The organism is Streptomyces typhae (genome assembly GCF_009755605.1).
GTDB lineage: Bacteria > Actinomycetota > Actinomycetes > Streptomycetales > Streptomycetaceae > Streptomyces > Streptomyces typhae.
This window is the reverse complement of record NZ_WPNZ01000010.1, coordinates 1-19309: the sequence shown is the minus strand read 5'-3', so window position 1 is coordinate 19309 and position 19309 is coordinate 1. Positions and strand designations below refer to the sequence as shown.

The 19309-nt window shown below is 71.0% G+C and carries 18 protein-coding genes and 1 pseudogene; 12 read left to right on the top strand and 7 right to left on the bottom strand.

Features of this window, described 5'->3' with window-relative positions; genetic code table 11:
* Window positions 1–23 precede the first annotated feature (23 nt).
* The 3 genes from GPA10_RS43390 (at window position 24) to GPA10_RS19100 (ending at window position 1264) form a co-directional block, all read left to right on the top strand.
* Window positions 24–140: an SGM_5486 family transporter-associated protein gene (locus GPA10_RS43390; protein ID WP_107450643.1), complete on the top strand. Its 117-nt coding sequence runs from the start codon at window positions 24–26 to the stop codon at window positions 138–140.
* A gap of 188 nt (window positions 141–328) precedes the next feature.
* Window positions 329–550, top strand: coding sequence for a hypothetical protein (locus GPA10_RS19105; protein WP_058851494.1), 222 nt, complete (start codon window positions 329–331; stop codon window positions 548–550).
* Between the two features lie 195 nt (window positions 551–745).
* The gene (locus tag GPA10_RS19100; protein WP_157166586.1) at window positions 746–1264 is read left to right on the top strand and encodes a SixA phosphatase family protein; all 519 of its coding nucleotides are present in this window, start codon (window positions 746–748) and stop codon (window positions 1262–1264) included.
* 251 nt (window positions 1265–1515) lie between these two features.
* Here GPA10_RS19100 and serB read toward each other — a convergent pair whose 3' ends face one another.
* Entirely contained in the window at window positions 1516–2817 is a 1302-nt protein-coding gene (serB, locus tag GPA10_RS19095; protein ID WP_157166585.1) for a phosphoserine phosphatase SerB, read from the bottom strand.
* Window positions 2818–3814: 997 nt separating this feature from the next.
* Window positions 3815–5458: pseudogene (locus tag GPA10_RS19085) on the bottom strand (streptophobe family protein); the annotation flags it as partial.
* A 324-nt stretch (window positions 5459–5782) separates the two neighbouring features.
* Here GPA10_RS19085 and GPA10_RS19080 point away from each other — a divergent pair.
* Window positions 5783–8425, top strand: coding sequence for an ABC transporter ATP-binding protein/permease (locus GPA10_RS19080; protein WP_343041092.1), 2643 nt, complete (start codon window positions 5783–5785; stop codon window positions 8423–8425).
* A 128-nt stretch (window positions 8426–8553) separates the two neighbouring features.
* Here the strand turns inward: GPA10_RS19080 and GPA10_RS19075 are convergent, their stop codons facing one another.
* Window positions 8554–9243, bottom strand: a complete 690-nt coding sequence (locus GPA10_RS19075) for a transglycosylase SLT domain-containing protein (protein ID WP_058851491.1) — start codon at window positions 9241–9243, stop codon at window positions 8554–8556.
* A gap of 553 nt (window positions 9244–9796) precedes the next feature.
* Here GPA10_RS19075 and GPA10_RS19070 point away from each other — a divergent pair.
* The 4 genes from GPA10_RS19070 (at window position 9797) to GPA10_RS19055 (ending at window position 12474) form a co-directional block, all read left to right on the top strand.
* Entirely contained in the window at window positions 9797–10942 is a 1146-nt protein-coding gene (locus GPA10_RS19070) for a GAF domain-containing sensor histidine kinase (protein ID WP_157166584.1), read from the top strand.
* Window positions 10935–11597 (top strand): response regulator, encoded by a 663-nt coding sequence (locus GPA10_RS19065; RefSeq protein ID WP_277819690.1) that lies wholly within the window; start codon window positions 10935–10937, stop codon window positions 11595–11597. Before GPA10_RS19070 ends, GPA10_RS19065 begins: the two co-directional genes overlap by 8 nt.
* A gap of 175 nt (window positions 11598–11772) precedes the next feature.
* The gene (locus GPA10_RS42540) at window positions 11773–12018 is read left to right on the top strand and encodes a chaplin (protein WP_343041091.1); all 246 of its coding nucleotides are present in this window, start codon (window positions 11773–11775) and stop codon (window positions 12016–12018) included.
* 210 nt (window positions 12019–12228) lie between these two features.
* A complete protein-coding gene (locus GPA10_RS19055) occupies window positions 12229–12474 on the top strand; it encodes a chaplin (RefSeq protein WP_058851488.1) in 246 nt (81 codons plus the stop codon).
* A 124-nt stretch (window positions 12475–12598) separates the two neighbouring features.
* Here GPA10_RS19055 and GPA10_RS19050 read toward each other — a convergent pair whose 3' ends face one another.
* Window positions 12599–13405 carry a hypothetical protein gene (locus GPA10_RS19050; RefSeq protein WP_079086919.1) on the bottom strand — a complete coding sequence of 269 codons (807 nt, stop codon included), beginning with the start codon at window positions 13403–13405 and terminating at the stop codon, window positions 12599–12601.
* Window positions 13406–13535: 130 nt separating this feature from the next.
* Between GPA10_RS19050 and GPA10_RS19045 the strand changes: the two genes are divergently transcribed.
* The 3 genes from GPA10_RS19045 to GPA10_RS19035 all read left to right on the top strand — a co-directional run bounded on the left by GPA10_RS19045 (window position 13536) and on the right by GPA10_RS19035 (window position 15944).
* Window positions 13536–14327 carry an ABC transporter ATP-binding protein gene (locus tag GPA10_RS19045; protein WP_058851977.1) on the top strand — a complete coding sequence of 264 codons (792 nt, stop codon included), beginning with the start codon at window positions 13536–13538 and terminating at the stop codon, window positions 14325–14327.
* A 48-nt stretch (window positions 14328–14375) separates the two neighbouring features.
* Window positions 14376–14804 (top strand): NfeD family protein, encoded by a 429-nt coding sequence (locus GPA10_RS19040; RefSeq protein WP_058851486.1) that lies wholly within the window; start codon window positions 14376–14378, stop codon window positions 14802–14804.
* A 180-nt stretch (window positions 14805–14984) separates the two neighbouring features.
* Window positions 14985–15944, top strand: a complete 960-nt coding sequence (locus GPA10_RS19035; RefSeq protein WP_157166583.1) for an SPFH domain-containing protein — start codon at window positions 14985–14987, stop codon at window positions 15942–15944.
* Window positions 15945–16027: 83 nt separating this feature from the next.
* Here GPA10_RS19035 and GPA10_RS19030 read toward each other — a convergent pair whose 3' ends face one another.
* The 3 genes from GPA10_RS19030 to GPA10_RS19020 all read right to left on the bottom strand — a co-directional run bounded on the left by GPA10_RS19030 (window position 16028) and on the right by GPA10_RS19020 (window position 18129).
* Window positions 16028–16534 (bottom strand): HNH endonuclease, encoded by a 507-nt coding sequence (locus tag GPA10_RS19030; RefSeq protein WP_030571243.1) that lies wholly within the window; start codon window positions 16532–16534, stop codon window positions 16028–16030.
* A 202-nt stretch (window positions 16535–16736) separates the two neighbouring features.
* Window positions 16737–17276, bottom strand: a complete 540-nt coding sequence (locus tag GPA10_RS19025) for a YbhB/YbcL family Raf kinase inhibitor-like protein (RefSeq protein WP_058851484.1) — start codon at window positions 17274–17276, stop codon at window positions 16737–16739.
* A gap of 70 nt (window positions 17277–17346) precedes the next feature.
* Entirely contained in the window at window positions 17347–18129 is a 783-nt protein-coding gene (locus GPA10_RS19020; protein ID WP_157166582.1) for a sporulation protein, read from the bottom strand.
* 192 nt (window positions 18130–18321) lie between these two features.
* Here GPA10_RS19020 and GPA10_RS19015 point away from each other — a divergent pair, with 192 nt between their 5' ends.
* Window positions 18322–18963: a DNA-3-methyladenine glycosylase gene (locus GPA10_RS19015; RefSeq protein WP_058851482.1), complete on the top strand. Its 642-nt coding sequence runs from the start codon at window positions 18322–18324 to the stop codon at window positions 18961–18963.
* Window positions 18964–19309 lie beyond the last annotated feature (346 nt).

Here is a 19309-nt window from a genome sequence, read left to right as displayed (position 1 = left end):
GCGAAGGGTGCGAGACTTGCCCCATGCCCGTGCTCGACCCGAACCCCCAGAACGGCCAGAAGAAGCTCCTGATCGTGCTCGGCGCGATGCTGGCCATCACCGTCGTCATCGGAATCATCGCTTCGGTGGCCTCGCCCTGACGCCGCCTCAGCAGGCCCCCGGGCGCCCCGCGCCGACGCGTGGTGGGGCTAGCACCACCATCCCCTAGGGGGCCAGTGTCAGGGTTAACTGGGTGGATCACCGGATGGGTTGGAGGAGCCGGACTCCGTACCTTCGAGATGTGGCCGCGAACACGCGGCACGGAGCACTCGGAGACCTTGGAGGCGGCATGCCGGCCCGTTCGCACACCCGGCGCGACCCGGCGGAGCAGGCGAAGCCGGCCGCCATCGAGATCCAGCTCCCTTGGTGGGCCATCGCTCTGCCCGCGATAGCCTTCGCCGCCCTGCTCCTGCTCATCCTGAACCCCGCCGACGCGCACGCGGCAAGCAGTGAGCCCGCCGTCTCGGACCTCCTGGAGCGCTTCCGCGCCCTCCTGCGCATCGCCGCCTGACGCTCGGCCCGCCCCCTCTCCGACGCGCCACCAGGGCGGACGGAAGATCGCGGACGAGCACCCCCGAAACCCAGTGATCGGCCCGGAAACCGCCCCCGACCTCGTGCGTCACACGGTGGGCGCCCCGTCACTCGTGTCGGCAGAGCCAGTCAACTCCCTGCGCTCCATGGCGTGTTTCATGCGAAGCTGGGACGTATGAGCGTCGCAGAACTCCGCAGGATTGTCCTCTTCCGGCATGCGAAGGCCGACTGGCCGCAGGTGTCCGACCACGAGCGGCCGCTCGCCGAGCGCGGCCGCAAGGATGCCCCTGTCGCCGGCCGCAGACTCTCCGAGACCGGCATCGCCTTCGACCTGGCCCTCTGCTCGACCGCCGCCCGGACCCGCGAGACGTGGAAGCTCGCCGTCCAGGAACTCCCGCAGCGCCCCCGGACGGTCTACGAGGACCGGGTCTACGAGGCCTCGCCCGGCGAGCTGATCGCCGTGCTCAACGAAACCCCGGACGACGCGCGTGACGTGATCCTGATCGGCCACAACCCGGGCGTGCACGGCCTCGCCGACGTCCTCGCCGGAGATGCCGAGGGGGACGCGCTGGTGCGCATGAACCGCCGCGGCTTCCCGACGTCGGCTTTCGCCGTCCTGACGCACACCGGCTCCTGGAAGACCCTGGAGCCGGGCACGGCCACTCTCGTGGACTACTGGGCGCCTTCGGAGTAGCGACAGCAGCGACAGCAGCGACAGAGCGAGGTGGGGTGCCGGCCGACGGGACCGGCACGACAACGGCACATGGCGGGGCCCGGCGGCATATGGACGCCGGGCCCCGTGCCGTGTCTGCCGTTACGGTCGTTGCTGGGCGTTACCGGCGTTACCGGCGTTACCGGCGTCACCGGTGCGACCGTGCTGCAAGCTGGACCTGGACCTGGACCTGGACCTGGACCTGGACCCGGGCCCGGCCCCGGCCCCGGACCTCAGTCCAGGTGCATGTCCGCGGCCTCGACCTCTTCGCGGGTGATGCCCAGGAGATACAGGACAGTGTCCAGGAACGGGACGTTCACCGCGGTGTGGGCGGCCTCGCGGACCATCGGCTTGGCGTTGAAGGCGACACCGAGACCCGCCGCGTTGAGCATGTCCAGGTCGTTGGCGCCGTCGCCGATCGCCACGGTCTGCTCCAGCGGCACCCCCGCCTCGGCGGCGAAGCGGCGCAGCAGCCGGGCCTTGCCCGCACGGTCCACGATCTCGCCGGTCACCCGGCCGGTGAGCTTGCCGTCCACGACCTCCAGCGTGTTGGCGTGGGCGAAGTCCAGGCCGAGGCGCTCCTTCAGGTCGTCGGTGACCTGGGTGAAGCCGCCGGAGACGACGCCGACCTGGTAGCCGAGGCGCTTGAGGGTGCGGATGAGGGTGCGGGCGCCCGGGGTGAGCCGCACCTCCGCCCTGACCTTGTCCACGGAGGACACGTCCAGGCCCTTGAGCAGGGCGACGCGGGCGTGCAGCGACTCCTCGAAGTCGAGCTCACCGCGCATGGCCGCCGTGGTCACGGCGGCGACCTCCTCCTCGCAGCCCGCGTGCGCCGCGAACAGCTCGATCACCTCGTCCTGGATGAGGGTCGAGTCGACGTCCATCACGACCAGGCGCTGGGCGCGGCGGTGCAGGCCCGCGGAGACCACCGCGACGTCCACGCCGAGGGCGTGCGCCTCCGTCGCGAGGGCGGTGCGCAGCGGTTCGGTCTCCGTGCCCGAGACGGCGAACTCCACCGCGGTGACCGGGTACTTGGCCAGGCGGAAGATACGGTCGATGTTGCCGCCGGTGCCCGTGATGCGGGCGGCGATCGCCGCCGTCGACTCGGCGGTGAGCGGGTGGCCGAGGACGGTGACCAGGGACCGGCCGAGGCCGCGCGGGCGGTTGTCGCCCCGGCCCGAGATGATCTCGGCCTGGAGCTTCAGGGACTCCGCCCAGCTGTGCACGGTGGCCCGCAGGTCGCCTTCGAGGCCCGGCTGCGGGGCGGTGACGAGGGCGCACAGGACTATCCGCCCACGGGTCACGACCTGCTCGATGTCGACGACGTCGACGGAGTAGGCGGCGAGGGTGTCGAAGAGCCCGGCGGTCATTCCCGGACGGTCCTTGCCGAAGATCTTGACGAGGAGCGTGGGGCGGTCGGCGGGGGCGCAGGCGCCTGCCGGCGGCGCGGGCGTGGGCGACGGTGCCGGCGTGGGCGCGCCGGAGTCTGCCAGTACGGGCGCGCCGGGGGTCTTGGGGGGCGTCGAGGCACTCATGGTGATCCCCACGGTAGCTGGCCCCGTGACCCGCCCGACGTGCGTGTCCGGCCCTCGGACGCCCGGTCCATCGACCCCTCCGCCTCCCGTTGCCCGGGGTCCGCCGGGGGGTGGGGGCTTGTTCACCCGGGGCGCGGGGCTTGCGCGCGGGGCTCGCGCGCGGGCGCCGGACGCCTCGGTCCGCAGGGGGTGCTCAGGAGCCCTCGGGCCTCCGGGGCGGCTTTCGCCGAGGTGGCGGCGGGGGTGGAGGCGGTGGCGGGGGAGGCGGTGGCGGCCAGTCCGTCTCGCCCCTGCGCCCGCGCCGCGGCCCGTCACCCGGCGGCGGGACGGTCGGCCCCGCCACCGTGGGCGCCCCACTCACCTGCGGCGGCACGCCCGACCCTGACCGCCCGTACTCAGCCGCCCCTCCACTGCCACCCGACCACCGATCGTCGCGTTCCGCATCGGCACGCCGGGGTCCGCTGGGGTCTGCGTACGCAGGTCCGCCCTCACTGGCGTGCCCGGGTCGGCCGGAGTCGGCGCGCCCGGGTGCACCTGGATCGGTACGCCGGGGTCCGCTGGGGTCGGGGTATCCGGGTCCGCCCGCACTGGCGTGCCGGGGTCCGCCGGGGTCGGGGTATCCGGGTCCGCCCGCACTGGCGTGCCGGGGTCCGCCGGGGTCGGCGTACGCAGGTCCGCCCGCACCGACGTGCCCGGGTCCGCCGTGACCGGCCCGCCCGGATCCCTCCGCACCGGCATACCCGGCTCCACCGGCACCGGCATACCCGGGCCCACCCGCACCCTCCCGCCCGCCACCGGCCCCACCGGCCCCGTACTCACCCGCAGACCCAGCCTGGTGCCCACCAGCCCCACGGTGCCCGCCGCCCCCCGGGTGCCCGCCACCCCCAGCCATGCCGTCCGCTGGACCTGCCCCCGGGTGCCCACCTGCCCCCTGGTGCCCACCTGCCCCCGGGTGCCCGCCACCCCCAGCAACGCCGTCCGCAGGACCCTCCCCCCGATCCCGCCAGCCCCGCGGCACCTGGAGGTACGGATTCGTCTCCGCCCGCGGCGGCCGGTACGGCGTGCTCTGGCGGTACGGTCCGGGTGCCGTTCCCGAAGGCTGCGGTCCGAGGGGCGCCCCGGGGTGGAGCGGCTCCGGGTACTCGGGGGACAGCCCAGGAGCTGAGTCCTCCTGCGGCCCGCCGCCGCCCCCGGCCCCGGGCGAAGCCCCCGCGCTCCCCAGCGCCAGGGGCGAGGCACGCCCCCCGGCCGCCCCCGTCGCCCGCGCGAGCAGCGCCCCCGCGGCACCGGCGGCGAGCCCCCACCCGGCACCCAGAAGCAGCGCCATGCCGAGACGGCCGTGCAGCTCCAGGCCCGCCCCGAACGCGTCGAAGCCGAGGACCGACAAGGAGGCGTTCGCGGAGACTCCGGTCAGCCAGGTCATCAGGGGCAGCGCGACGGCCGTCGTCAGGCCGAGCCACAGCGCGCAGCGGGCGGCGAAGCCGACGGTGCCCGTGTCGCGTGCCAACGGGCTCCGTACGGCCGTGAGCACTCCGGCGAACAGCATGCTCAGCACCGCTGCCACCGCGAGCAGCCAGACCCTGCCGTCGAGTTCCGCGAGCCGGTCCAGGGTCAGTGGCTTGTTCGTGTCGCCGCGCAGCAGATCGTCCACCGGATCGGGCAGGAAGCGCGTCAGGGCGCCGGACGCCTCACCGTCGTAGGGGACGAAGAGGCCGACGGGCAGCCCGAGGAACACGCCGTTGGGCGCGCCGAGCAGCGCACCGCCCGCGATCCGCTTCGGATGGGCGTCGCCGATCATCGCGTACGCCGCCGCGGTGATCCCCGCGAGCACGGCCATCAGGACCACCGTCACCAGGGCGGACACGGCGGGCCGCACCAGGCGGTGCACGACGCCGAAGCCGGGCGGCAGCGGGGTGTGGCGGGAGGCGAGCAGCGCGACGAGCAGTACGGCGGCGACCCAGACGGCGCCGCCGAGCAGGGTGGCCCCCGTGTCGACGGTGAATCCCACGGCGGCCTTCGCCTTCGCCAGGTCGGCGAGCCGGTCGGGCAGCAGTCCGCCGATGTCCCCGATGCCGCCGATGTCCTTGAGGCCGTCGGGAATCCGGTCGGCGATACCGTCGGGAAGATTGTCCAGACCTTTGTCGACGCCTTTGTCCATTCCCTTGTCGATACCGAGCTGTTCGCCGTCGATCGTGATGACATCGTGTCCGGCCCACGCGAGGCCGCCGAGCATGCCGAGGAAAAGGACGATCACCGCGACCGCACGGGCGCAGAGTTCGCCGGGTGAGATCAGCACTCCCGCACCGCGCAGGGAACGCAAGAAGAAGAAGGCGAGCAACACCGCCCCCACGAGACTCACGCCGAGCGGGGCGACGTCGATGGCGGTGGTCGCCTCCGCGCCCTCGATGCCGAAGGCCGACATGTCGCCGGAAGGAGTGATCGAACCGCCGACGCCGAGGGCCACCGCCGCCGCGGTCATCGGCCCGAGCGAGCCCGCCGCGTCCGCGCCGAGCAGGTGCAGGCCGAGCGCCGCGACGCCCGCCATGCCGATGAGTGCCCAGCTGACCGCGGCGATCGCGGAGAGCAGCACGTCCCCCCAGGGGACGCCTCGGCGCACGTCCTGGTGCCGGCCGGTCTCCATCGGACCCCCCGAGTTCGCAGCGCGTCGCCCTCCTCGCGCGGACACACCGGTCATGAGGTCATGAAGGCCACGGCGGCGACGGCGAACAGAACGTCGCATCGCTGACATGGGAGACATGCACTTTATGTACGCGATCCGTACCCGCTGAGAGCCCTTACCACTTTCCGGGGTGGTATCCACCCCGTCAACGGGGCAGTCATAGTGGCCCGTACGCAGTCTTCACAAGGCCCGACTTTCGGTCAGAGGCCTCCGCCTGAAATAGTTCCTCCCGATGTTCGACATCCCTAGACTCCCCATGATGGGGGCAACTCGGGGGACAACTCAGTGGGGCATGGAGTGCCGGAACTCGTACTGGAATTGAATGGCAGGACCTGGACGCTAGATTCGTCCAGGGCATACACCCTTGGTCGTGATCCACAGGGTGACATCGCGCTCGACGACGCCAGGGTCTCCTGGCGGCACGCGACGATCAGCTGGGGCGGCCGCAGTTGGGTCATCGAGGACCACGGCTCGACCAACGGCACGTTCGTGCAGGGGCAGCGGATCCATCAGATGGAGATCGGTCCCGGGTCGGCCGTCCATCTGGGCAACGCCAACGACGGCCCGCAGCTGGTCCTTTCCGGCGGTGCCCACGGCGCCGCCGCCGCTGCCGTGGCCGCGCCGGGCGCTCAGCAGCAGGCGCAGCACGCCCCGCCGCAGCAGGCCCCCGGCCAGTCCGGTCGGCAGGACGCGCCGGGCTGGGCCGCGCAGGGCGGGCAACCGCAGCAGCACCAGGCACCGCACTATCAGGCGCCGCAGCAGGTGCAGCAGCAGGTACCGCAGCAGCAACACCAGCAGCAGGCCTGGCAGCAGCAGGGCCAGGCGCAGATGCCGCAGCAGCAGGGTCCGGGTGCGGGCGCGGACGTGGGATCGGGCGGCGCGGCGGGGGCCCCGCCGGTCCACGGCGACCGCAGCCCGACGACGTACCACCAGTTCGCGCTTGGCCGAAAGATGCGCATCGGCCGTGCCCTGGAGAACGAGTTGGTGGTCTCCGACCTCCAGGTCTCCCGGCTGCACGCGGAGTTCACGGCGTCGCCCGACGGCCGCTTCGAGCTGCGCGACCTCGGCTCGCACAACGGCACGTACGTCAACGGCATGCCGATCGCGAAGTCGTCCACGGTCCTCATCGGCCCGAACGACATCGTCGGCGTCGGCCACTCGACGTTCCGCCTGGTCGGCGACCGCCTGGAAGAGTTCGTCGACACCGGCGCGGTCTCCTTCTCCGCGCGCCACCTGACCGTCACGGTCGACGGCGGCAAGCAGATCCTGAAGGACGTCTCCTTCGGCGTTCCGGAGAAGTCGCTGATCGCGGTCATCGGCCCCTCGGGCTCCGGAAAGTCGACCCTGCTCAAGGCGCTCACCGGCTACCGGCCCGCCAACGAGGGCGACGTCCTCTACGACAACCGCAATCTGTACAAGCAGTTCGCCGAGCTGCGGCAGCGCATCGGTCTGGTCCCGCAGGACGACATCCTGCACAAGGAGCTGACCGTCAACAAGGCGCTCAAGTACGCGGCCAAGCTCCGCTTCCCCGCCGACACCAGCGAGCAGGAGCGCCAGCAGCGCATAGGCGAGGTCCTGCGCGAGCTGAAGCTGGACATCCACAAGGACAAGAAGGTCACGTCCCTGTCGGGCGGCCAGCGCAAGCGCGTGTCGGTGGCGCTCGAACTGCTCACGAAGCCGTCGCTGATCTTCCTGGACGAGCCCACGTCGGGCCTCGACCCGGGCATGGACCGCGACGTCATGCAGCTGCTCCGCGGCCTCGCGGACGACGGCCGCACGGTCCTCGTCGTCACGCACTCCGTGGCCGAGCTGGCCATCTGCGACAAGCTGCTCGTGATGGCGCCGGGCGGCGCGGTGGCGTACTTCGGCCCGCCCGAGGAGGCCCTGAACTTCTTCGGCTACAGCACCTGGGCCGATGTCTTCTCCGCCTTCGAGAACTACCGCGACTACGACTGGGCGGGCCGCTGGAAGGGCTCGCAGCACTACCAGATGTACGCCGCGGACATCGACGCCGTCGCCGCGCAGTCCGTACACATGCCGCCGCCGCAGGCGATCAGCCCGCCCAAGCCGCAGGGCTGGGGCTCGCAGCTCATCACCCTGATCCGCCGCTATGTGTCCGTGATCGCCTCCGACAAGGGCTTCATGGCGCTGATGCTGATCCTGCCCGCGGTACTCGGCGCGGTGAGCCTGCTCATCGACCCGGACAAGGGCCTGCTGCCGGTCGTGAACCCGAGGACCGGCAAGATCATCCCGAATGGCACCGCCACGACGGTGCTCCTGATCCTCGCGGTCGGCGCGTGCTTCGCGGGCGCCGCCAACTCGGTCCGCGAGCTGATCAAGGAACGGGTGATCTACGAACGGGAACGCGCGACCGGCCTGTCCCGGTCCGCGTATCTGATGTCGAAGGTCATCGTCCTCGGCGCGATCACCGTGCTTCAGGGCGCCCTGGTCGGCGCCATCGGCTTCTCCACCCGTGAGATCCCGGAGAAGGGCCTGGTGCTCGGCGGCGGGGTGCTCCTGGAGCTGTCCCTGCCGATCATGGCGCTCGGCTTCACCTCGATGATGTTCGGCCTGATCATCTCGGCCCTGGTGAAGACCGCCGAGAAGACCATGCCGCTCCTGGTGATGTTCGCGATCATCCAGGTCGTGTTCACCGGCTGTCTGTTCATCCTGCACGGCACGGTCGGCGTCAACCAGTTCTCGTTCCTGATGCCCTCGCGCTGGGCCGTCGCCGCCGCCGGCGCGACGCTGGACTTCAACAGGATCAGCCCGAACCCGGACGACCCGGGCGCCACCGACCCGCTCTGGGACCACGAGGTCATGGCCTGGGGCATCGACATGGCCGCCCTGCTCGCGCTGGGCGCCCTGTGCGGCTTCTTCGTCGCACGCTTCCTGCGCCGCCACGAGCCGGAGGTCATGCGCAAGTAGCGGCGCGGTGCCCGCACGGACACGCGAGGACACGTATGGGCACGCGAGGACACGAAGAAGGGCGGCATCCCGCGAGGGGTGCCGCCCTTCGGCGTCTGTGAGCCTCGGAAGAGGTCCAGTCGTCCGACTCAGTAGGCGCTGTTGACGTTGTCGATGGAGCCGTAGCGGTCGGCGGCGTAGTTGGCCGCGGCCGTGATGTTGGCGACCGGGTCGTAGATGTTCGTCGAGGTGCCCTCGACGTGGTAGGCGCTGAACGTCGGCTGGATCACCTGGAGCAGGCCGATCGACGGGGTGCCGTTGATGGCGTTGATGTCCCAGCCGTTCTTGGCGTTCGGGTTGCCCGTGGACTCCCGCATGATGTTGCGGTGCAGACCGTCGTACGAGCCGGGGATGCCCTTGGACTTCATGATGTCGAGGGACTGGCGGATCCAGCCGTCGAGGTTGTTGGCGTAGACGGGCTTGCGGGCGGCGGCGCGGCTGGCCGCCTCCTTGGCCTTGCGCTCGTCCTCGGCCCTCTTCTTCGCGGCGGCCTCGTCGGCGGCCTTCTTGTCGGCGGCGGCCTTCGCGGCGGCGTCCTTGGCCTGCTTGCTGGCGTTGGCCTGCTGCTTGCTGACGCTCGCCTGCACGGTCTGGGCGTGGGCGGGCGTCGACCAGGCGGCCGCGTGGCTGTCGAGCGCCTCGGCCTCGGCTTCGGAGCTGCCCGGCACGATCGAGAAGGCGAGGGCGGCGGCACCGAGAGTGGCGACACCGGCGATCGAGAACTTCTGGGCCTTGGTCAGGGAGGAGCGACTATGACCAGAGGGGGCGTGCGTGGACATGCGGAATGGACCTCTTCGTATCGGGGAGGCCGCTCTGCGCCGACGGGGGACGAACTGCTTTCCGGCGAAACGCCGCGGTGCGATGACCGCGGCGCCGAGCGACGGATGCAATTCTTAGCGGGCGCAAAATTGTGTGGCAAAGGTGTGACGTACGATCCCGGTTAGTGGATCAGGGGGCACGCCCCCGGCCCTCATCCCCGCCCCCGAGCCACCCTTACGGGAACTTCACCTCCACTAGGCGGCTTCGTACGTGACGTGCGTCCTATGCGCGGGCTCACATCGGCGGCGTAACGGCCTCACCAACAGTTGCTGACGCAATGCTCTCGGTGAGCAAACTCATCCGGAAGGACGAGGTCCGCTTCCATGGGTGTCCTGCCAGGGGCGGAGAGCGGCTGTCCACCCCTCCTACCCGCGGGCACGCGCGCGTGCCCGCGTGCGTGGTTCCTCGCGCCCACGCACGCGTACAGGGCCCTTCGGCCTAGGGCCGGGGGCCTAGAGCCCGGCCGCCACAGGACGGATACGCACTGTCACAGCCCGCCGGTACGGTTGGGCCATGAAAGAAGGACCCCGATCGGGGCTGTACGCGGTCAGCTCCGCGCTGCTCGCCATGAGCAGCCAGCTGGAGGTGCGCGACGTCCTGAAGACGATCGTCGCCTCCGCCCGCGAGCTGCTCGACGCGGAGTATGCGGCGCTCGGTGTCCCCGACGACCACGGCGGCTTCGCCCAGTTCGTCGTCGACGGCGTCAGCGACGAGCAGTGGAAGGCCATCGGCCCGCTGCCCCGCCAGCACGGCATCCTCGCCGCGATGCTCTGCAAGGCCGAGCCCGAGCGCCTTGCCGACGTCCGCGAGGACCCCCGCTTCGAGGGCTGGCCCGCCGCCCACCCCGACATGTCCGACTTCCTCGGACTGCCGATCCGGCACGGCGACGAGACCCTCGGCGCGCTCTTCCTCGCCAACAAGCGGTGCGCCAAGCCGACCGGGAGCTGCGGCTTCGACGAGGACGACGAGGAACTCCTGTCGATCCTCGCCCAGCACGCCGCGATCGCCCTGACCAACGCCCGTCTCTACGAGCGCAGCCGTGAGCTCACCATCACCGAGGAGCGCTCCCGCCTCGCCCACGAGCTGCACGACGCCGTCAGCCAGAAGCTCTTCTCGCTGCGTTTGACCGCGCAGGCGGCCGCCGCCCTGGTGGACCGCGACCCGTCGCGCGCCAAGGGCGAGCTCCAGCAGGTCGCGGCACTCGCCGCGGAGGCGGCGGACGAGCTGCGGGCCGCCGTCGTCGAGCTGCGGCCCGCGGCCCTGGACGAGGACGGCCTGGTCGCGACCCTGCGCACCCACGTCCAGGTCCTGGACCGCGCCCACTCCGCGACGGTCACGTTCGACAGCAGCGGGGTGCGCGCCCTGCCCGCGGCCCAGGAGGAGGCGATGCTGCGCGTCGCCCAGGAGGCCCTGCACAACGCCCTGCGGCACGCGGACGCGGAGCGCGTCGGCGTCGCCCTGGAGAAGCGCGGCCCCGGCGCGGTCCTGCGGATCACGGACGACGGCAGGGGATTCGACCCGCGCACGGTGCGGCGCGCGGGCCGGCATTTGGGCCTGGTCTCCATGCGGGACCGGGCGGGCGGGGTCGGCGGACGGCTGACCGTGGAGTCGGAGCCCGGCAAGGGCACGACGATCGAGATGGAGGTCCCTGGTGGCTGACGCCGTGGTCCATTCGAAGGCAGCGATCCGGGTGCTTCTGGTGGACGACCATCAGGTGGTCCGGCGCGGTCTGCGCACGTTCCTGGAGGTCCAGGAGGACATCGAGGTCGTCGGTGAGGCCTCGGACGGCGCCGAGGGCGTCGCCGCCGCCGAGGAGCTCAAACCCGACGTCGTCCTGATGGACGTCAAGATGCCCGGCATGGACGGCGTCGAGGCCCTGCGCACCCTGCGCGAGCTTGCCAACCCCGCGCGCGTGCTGATCGTCACCAGCTTCACCGAGCAGCGCACGGTCGTCCCGGCCCTCCGCGCGGGCGCGGCGGGCTATGTGTACAAGGACGTGGACCCCGACGCCCTCGCCGGCGCCATCCGTTCCGTGCACGCCGGGCATGTGCTGCTCCAGCCCGAGGTGGCGGGCGCGCTCCTGTCCCAGGAGGAGAACCACGCCCCGCAGGGCAGGGGCGGCTCCCTCACCGAGCGGGAGCGCGAGGTGCTCGGCCTGATAGCGGACGGCCGTTCCAACCGCGAGATCGCCCGCGCCCTCGTGCTCTCCGAGAAGACCGTCAAGACGCATGTGTCGAACATCCTCATGAAGCTCGACCTCGCCGACCGCACCCAGGCCGCCCTGTGGGCCGTACGGCACGGCGTGGCCGGCTGATCGCCGCAGGTCCGGACGGGGCCCCACCGGGTCAGCGCCGGCCGTCGCGTTCCGGGCTGAGATTCATACCGTCGTGTGGATGTCCCCCGTTCGGCGCAACCCGCCAGGGGCTCCGCCGTTCTCCAGTGCGTGCTGCGGCGGCTGGCCGCAGCTTCTGCTCAGGAGGATCCAAGAAGTGAAGAACCTGAAGAAGGCCGCTGCCGTCACGATGGTGGCCGGCGGCCTCGTTGCGGCCGGTGCGGGCCTCGCCTCGGCGCACGGCGGCGCGGACGCGGCCGGCGTCGCGAAGAACTCTCCCGGCGTCGTCTCCGGCAACCTGGTCCAGGCCCCGGTCCACGTCCCGGTGAACGCCTGCGGCAACAGCGTCAGCGTGGTCGGCGTCCTGAACCCGACGTTCGGGAACGTCTGCGAGAACCTCTGACCGCAGCCGCGTCCCCGCGCGAATGACCGCAGTCGCGTCCGCGTGAATGACCGTAGCCGCGTCCGCGTGAATGACCGCAGCCGCGTCCGCGCGAACCGGCGGAAGACCGGACTCCCTGTGTCCGGCACCCCCCGCCGCAGCGCCGAAGCGTCGTACACCTCCCGACCCCGCAGCCGGGGTCACCGCGTCATCAGTGAGGAACACTCCCCCATGAACATCGCCAAGAAGGCCGCCCTGGCCGTCGCCGTCGCCGGTATCGCCGCGGGCGCCTCCGCCGGTGTCGCCTCCGCCGCCTCCGGCGCCGAGGCCAACGGCCTGGCCACCAAGTCCCCGGGCGTCGGCTCCGGCAACCTGGTCCAGGTCCCGGTCCACGTCCCGGTGAACGCCACCGGCAACAGCGTGAACGTGATCGGTGTCCTGAACCCGGCCTTCGCCAACGCGACGGTCAACCGGTGACACACCGCCCCCTCGGGTAGCCGCACGCCACCCTCCGGGCAGAGGGCCCCGCGACCCACCAGGTCCGCGGGGCCCTCTGCCACGCACCCGCCGTACCCGGGACGGCGGAGCCCTCGGCTCCCGCCTACCGTCCCCCGCCCCGCTCCCGCTCCTCCACCCAAGCGTTGTACGCCGCCACCTGCGCCCGCCGCGCCACCCGCTCCACCGGCCGCAGCGCCTGCGCCCGCGCGCCCATCTGCGACGCGCTCACGGCCCCGCCGTGCCCGTTCTCGTACGCCACCGAGATCAGCAGGCCGACCCGCTGGGCCAGCTCCAACACCCGTACCGCGCGCGGCGGATACCCCGGCGCGAGCAGCTCGCGCCCCCGCTCGGACCGCGCCCGGTACGCGTCGACCGCGGCCTCCGCGACCGGCCCCGAAGCCGCCACGTCGAGGCGCGCGAGCACCTCCGTCGCCTCCCGCAGCGCGTCCGCGAGCTCCCGCTCCGCCTCCCCGAGCGAGGGCACGTCCGCGGGCGGCGCCGCCCGCACCGGCAGGCAGTGCCACACGACCTCCACATGGACGTCCGCCGCGTCCGCGGCGCCCCCGGGCCCCGACTCCGTCACCTCCGGCACGAGCCCGTACGGCGCCCCCGAGGCGACCACGGCCTCCTCGGCCTCCAGAGCGCGCTCGTTGAAGGCGGGCGGCCCGCTCAGACCCAGCGGATGCCCCGGCGCGGGCAGCGCCACCCGCAGCCCCGTCACGCCGAGCGCCCGCAGCCGTCCGAGCGCCAGCGAGAGGCCGACCGGCGCGGACTCGCCCGGCAGCCCCTCGACCCGGTGCACCGCGTCGTCGCCCACGATCGCGTGCACCGCGTCATCGGGTGAAACATGTCCGGCCAAAAGGGCGTTTCCCCAAGCGGCCAAGCGTCCTGAACGTGGTTCCGAGAGCATGCACACAGCCTAAGGACCGGCCTCGGCACGGGAACGGTCGGCCGGTGGCGTAGGTTTTATCCGGGGGCCGCGTCCACAGACGCGGACACGCGAGCGACAGCCGAGAAGAGCAATGGGAGACAACGCGCTCATGAGCGATGTACTGGAGCTTCAGGACGTATCCGTGGTCCGGGAGGGCCGGGCTCTGGTGGACCAGGTCTCCTGGTCGGTGAAGGAAGGGGAGCGCTGGGTCATCCTCGGCCCGAACGGCGCCGGCAAGACCACCCTCCTGAACGTCGCATCCAGCTATCTCTTCCCGAGCAAGGGCACCGCCACCATCCTCGGTGAGCAGCTCGGCAAGGTCGACGTCTTCGAGCTGCGCCCGCGCATCGGCATGGCGGGCATCGCCATGGCCGACAAGCTCCCCAAGCGCCAGACCGTCCTCCAGACGGTCCTCACGGCCGCGTACGGCATGACGGCCGGCTGGCACGAGGACTACGAGGACATCGACGAGCAGCGCGCCCGCGCCTTCCTCGACCGCCTCGGCATGAGCGACTACCTGGAGCGCAGGTTCGGCACCCTCTCCGAGGGCGAGCGCAAGCGCACGCTGATCGCCCGCGCCCTGATGACCGACCCCGAGCTGCTCCTGCTCGACGAGCCCGCCGCAGGACTCGACCTCGGCGGCCGCGAGGACCTCGTACGCCGTCTCGGCCGGCTCGCCCGCGACCCCATCGCCCCCTCGATGATCATGGTCACGCACCACGTCGAGGAGATCGCCCCCGGCTTCACCCACGTCCTGATGATCCGTCAGGGCAAGGTGCTCGCCGCCGGCCCGCTGGAGCTGGAGCTCACCTCCCGCAACCTCTCCCTCTGCTTCGGCCTGCCACTGGTCGTCGAGCAGCGCGGCGACCGCTGGTCGGCACAGGGCCTTCCGCTCAGCTGATCGCGTACGCCCTGTCGGTGACGGGACTCGCGCACCTACCATGACCATGTGGACATCGACGCATGGGTGTGGTGGCTGATCGGCGCGGCCGCCCTCGGAATCCCGCTGGTAATGACCGCCATGCCGGAGTTCGGCATGCTCGCCGTGGGCGCGGTCGCCGCCGCCGTCACCGCTGGACTCGGCGGTGACGTGGTCCTTCAGGTGGTGGTCTTCGCCGTGGTCTCGGTCGCGCTCATCGCGGTCGTACGCCCGATCGCCGCCCGGCACCGCTCACAGCGGCCCGAACTCGTCAGCGGAGTCGAGGCGTTGAAGGGCAGATCCGCCGTCGTCCTGGAGCGGGTCGACGCCAACGGAGGCCGCATCAAGCTGGCGGGCGAGATCTGGTCCGCGCGCCCGCTCGACAACGAGCAGAGCTACGAGGCCGGCCAGGAGGTGGACGTCGTCGAGATCGACGGAGCGACAGCCGTGGTCATCTGAGCGTCCCACGGACGTCAACACGCCCTGCCCGACGGGGAAGTGACGATCCGTGACGTCAGGTGATCCGAACGGCCCACGGTCCGGGCGCCGTTCTGACAGACTCGACCGGCGGACCCAAGATCTTCCGGAACGCCGCAACCATCCGGGAACACGAAGCACGAAGGGTACGGGGAAACCACGATGGAACCAATCATCATCGTCCTGATCATTCTGGTGGTGCTGGTCTTCATCGCCCTGATCAAGACGATCCAGGTCATCCCACAGGCCAGCGCCGCGATCGTGGAGCGCTTCGGACGCTACACACGCACCCTGAACGCGGGCCTGAACATCGTCGTCCCGTTCATCGACTCCATCCGCAACCGCATCGACCTGCGTGAACAGGTCGTGCCCTTCCCGCCGCAACCGGTGATCACCCAGGACAACCTGGTCGTGAACATCGACACCGTCATCTACTACCAGGTCACCGACGCCCGCGCCGCGACGTACGAGGTCGCCAGCTACATCCAGGCGATCGAGCAGCTCACCGTCACCACCCTGCGCAACATCATCGGTGGCATGGACCTGGAGCGGACCCTGACCTCCCGCGAGGAGATCAACGCGGCCCTGCGCGGCGTCCTCGACGAGGCCACCGGCAAGTGGGGCATCCGCGTCAACCGCGTCGAGCTCAAGGCGATCGAGCCGCCCACCTCCATCCAGGACTCGATGGAGAAGCAGATGCGCGCCGACCGCGACAAGCGCGCCGCGATCCTCCAGGCCGAGGGTGTCCGCCAGTCCGAGATCCTGCGGGCCGAGGGTGAGAAGCAGTCCGCGATCCTGCGCGCCGAGGGTGAGGCCAAGGCCGCTGCCCTGCGCGCCGAGGGCGAGGCCCAGGCGATCCGCACGGTCTTCGAGTCCATCCACGCGGGCGACCCGGACCAGAAGCTCCTCTCCTACCAGTACCTTCAGATGCTGCCGAAGATCGCCGAGGGCGACGCCAACAAGCTCTGGATCGTGCCCAGCGAGATCGGCGACGCCCTCAAGGGCCTCGGCGGGGCGCTCGGCAACTTCGGCCCGCTCGGTGGCGGCGGCTCCGGCGGCGGCGCGGCGGGCGTGAAGAGCCCTGGCGGCCTGGAGCGCCGGGAGCAGCCGCCCATCGACTGACCTGCCGGACTGCATACGGGTACGACGTCGGGGCGCCCCCTGGTGAAGGGGGCGCCCCGACGTCGTACCCGAGGTACCTGTACCTACGCGGCGGGCTGTGCCAGCCAGTCCGGCAGTGCCTCGAAGTCCTCCCGGCCGAGCGCGAGCAGCATCGCGTCCGCAGGCGTCGGCTCGAAGGGCTGGCGGAGCAGCGGCATCTGCGCCTGCTCCGGCGTACGGTCCGCTTTGCGGTGGTTGTCGAGCGCGCACGACGCCACCGTGTTCAGCCAGGAGTCCGCACCGCCCTGGGAGCGTGGCACCACGTGGTCCACGGTCGTCGCCCTTCTGCCGCAGTACGCGCACCGGTGCTGGTCACGCACCAGGACACCGCGCCGCGACCATGGAGCGCGTCTTCGGAAAGGCACCCGTACATAACGGCACAGTCTGATCACCCGGGGCACCGGAAGTTCGACGGCGGCGGCGCGCACGCGCAGCGCGGGGTGGGCCTGCTCGACAACGGCCTTGTCCTGCAGAACCAGCACGACGGCGCGGTTCAGCGTCACCGTCGACAGAGGTTCGAAGCTTGCGTTCAGCACCAGCGTGTCCCGCATCTCGCCCACCCTCCCAAGCGCACCGGCCCACCCCCTGGCGGGCTTGGATCAACTCTGGCCGGGCACGCCGGGTTGGACAACGCAATAAAAGATGCCCGCCTCTGATCACTTCCAAGACCAGAGGCGGGCAAACGTTGCATGAACCCTGAGCTGTCGGGAATTCCCCCCGGGGCGCACGCCGGGGTACGCCCCGGCGCCGCCCCTAGCTGTCGGCTTCCGCGGCGTACTCCGCGAGGACCTGGGCCCGCGCCAGCGTGTGGAACCGCAGGTTGAAGCCGACGACGGCGGGCGAGGCGTCCGAGTCCGGGCCGAGTTTCTCCTGGTCGACCGCGTACACCGTGAACACATAGCGGTGCGCCGGGTCGCCGGGCGGCGGGGCGGCGCCACCGAAGTCCTTGGTGCCGTAGTCGTTGCGCACCTGGACGGCCCCCTCGGGGAGCCCCTCGAACTTGCCGCTGCCCGCACCCGTCGGCAGTTCCGTCACCGACGCCGGGATGTCGAACACGGACCAGTGCCAGAACCCGCTCCCGGTGGGGGCGTCGGGGTCGAAGCAGGTCACGGCGAAACTCTTCGTCTCCGGCGGGAAACCCTCCCACCGCAGCTGCGGCGAGGTGTTCCCGTCCGCGTACACCTGCGCGTCCTTCAGTACCGCACCCGGTTCGAAGTCCGTGCTCCGGACCGTGAACGACGGCACGGCCGGGTGGAAGTCATGGGGCAGCGGCGGCCTCTTGACCTCGGTCACGTAGGCACCTCCTGATCGGTTCCAGTGGGCTTGCGGGGCGATCGCGGCGCTAGCGCCGCTGCCGTCGAGCCTAGAACCAGTTGCGCTTGGAGCCGACGTGGGACAGCCACTCGTTCAGGTACGCCGCCCAGTCGGTGCCCTGGAAGTCGTTGAGCCCCACCTTGAAGGACTTGTACGAGTCGCTGCCCTCGCTGAACAGGCCCGGCTTCTTGTCCATCTCCAGGACGACGTCCATCTCCCGGTCGTCCGCGACGAAGCTCAGCTCGACCTGGTTCAGGCCGCGGTACTGCTCCGGCGGGAAGAACTCGATCTCCTGGTAGAACGGCAGCTTCTGCCGGGTGCCGCGGATGTGGCCGCGCTCCATGTCGGCGCTCTTGAAGCGGAAGCCCAGCTGCCCGAAGGCGTCGAGGATCGCCTGCTGCGCCGGCAGCGGGTGCACGTTCACCGGGTCCAGGTCACCGGAGTCCACGGCACGCGCGATCTCCAGCTCCGTGGTCACTCCGATGTTCATGCCGTGCAGCTGGCGTCCTGCGAAGTGGGTGACGGGCGTCTCCCAGGGGATGTCGAGACCGAACGGCACCGCGTGCACCGCGCCGGCCTTCAGCTCGAAGGCACCGCCGAGGCGCTGCTTGATGAACTCGATGTCCTGCTTGGTCTCCTGGTCGTGGCCCTCGACCTCGACGCGGGCCTGCAGACCGACGGACAGCGCCTCGATGCGCTGGTCGACGCTTCCGCCCTGGATGCGCACCTCGCCCTGGACGACACCGCCCGGCACGACATTGGCCTCGGTGAGCACCGTCTCCACGGAGGCCCCGCCGGCACCCAGACTCGCCAGCAGCTTCTTGAACCCCATGACTCTCCTCCCCAGGCCCAGCCTGTGGCTTGACTCGATCGATTGATCGTCGACCTTCGACAACGTACGAACGCAATCGGGCCGTGCGCGGTTCCACGCCCGTGCCCGCGCCCACACCCTCGCGGCGGGGCGGCCGGGAGGCCAGCCTCCACGCCAAACCCGTACACGTTCGGTGCACTACGCTCGTACGGCATGATCGTGGCCCCTGACCGTACGCCCCTGCCCCGTGACTTCTTCGACCGCCCCGTCCTCGAGGTCGCACCCGAACTCCTCGGTCGAGTCCTCGTGCGCAGCACGCCGGACGGTCCGATCGAGCTGCGCCTGACGGAGGTCGAGGCGTACGCGGGGGAGGCGGACCCCGGTTCCCACGCCTATCGCGGCCGTACGGCCCGCAACAGCGTGATGTTCGGCCCTCCCGGGCACGCGTACGTCTACTTCACCTACGGGATGTGGCACTGCCTGAACGTGGTGTGCGGTCCGGAGGGGACGGCGAGCGGTGTCCTGCTGCGCGCGGGGGAGATCACCGCGGGCGCCGAGCTGGCCCGCGAGCGACGACTCTCGGCCCGCAACGACAAGGAACTGGCCAAAGGCCCTGCCCGGCTGGCCACGGCCCTCGACGTGGGCCGGAACCTCGACGGTGCCGACTTCTGCGCGGGCCCCGACGCCCCCCTCACCCTCCTCCGTGGCACACCCACTCCCTCCGAGCAGGTCAGCAACGGGCCGCGCACCGGAGTGGGCGGCGAGGGAAGCGTCCACCCCTGGCGCTTCTGGACGACCAACGACCCTACGGTGAGCCCCTATCGGGCCCATGTCCCGCGCCGCCGACGAACTTGACGCGGCCTTGGTGGATCCGTAATGTAGCCCGAGCCGCTTGACCCGGGTACGGCGTTCAGCCTGCAGCCGGAAGCGGCCAACCACTACCTACGACTTCCCTTCAGCGGGGTCCTGTTTCGCATGCCTGCATGCCGGAATTCGAATCCGCGGAACTCGATTATGAGTTGCCAGGGAAATCCGCTAACGTAGTGACCACGCCAAACGGGGCCGAAAGGCAGTCGAAAGGCAAAAGGCCCTCCAACGGCCACCGGAAATGAAATCCGAACCGGGAACGGAACGGAAAACGGATCTGGTAGAGTGGGAAACGCAGGAACAAGAGAAACAAAAAGAAACACCGAAGGGAAGC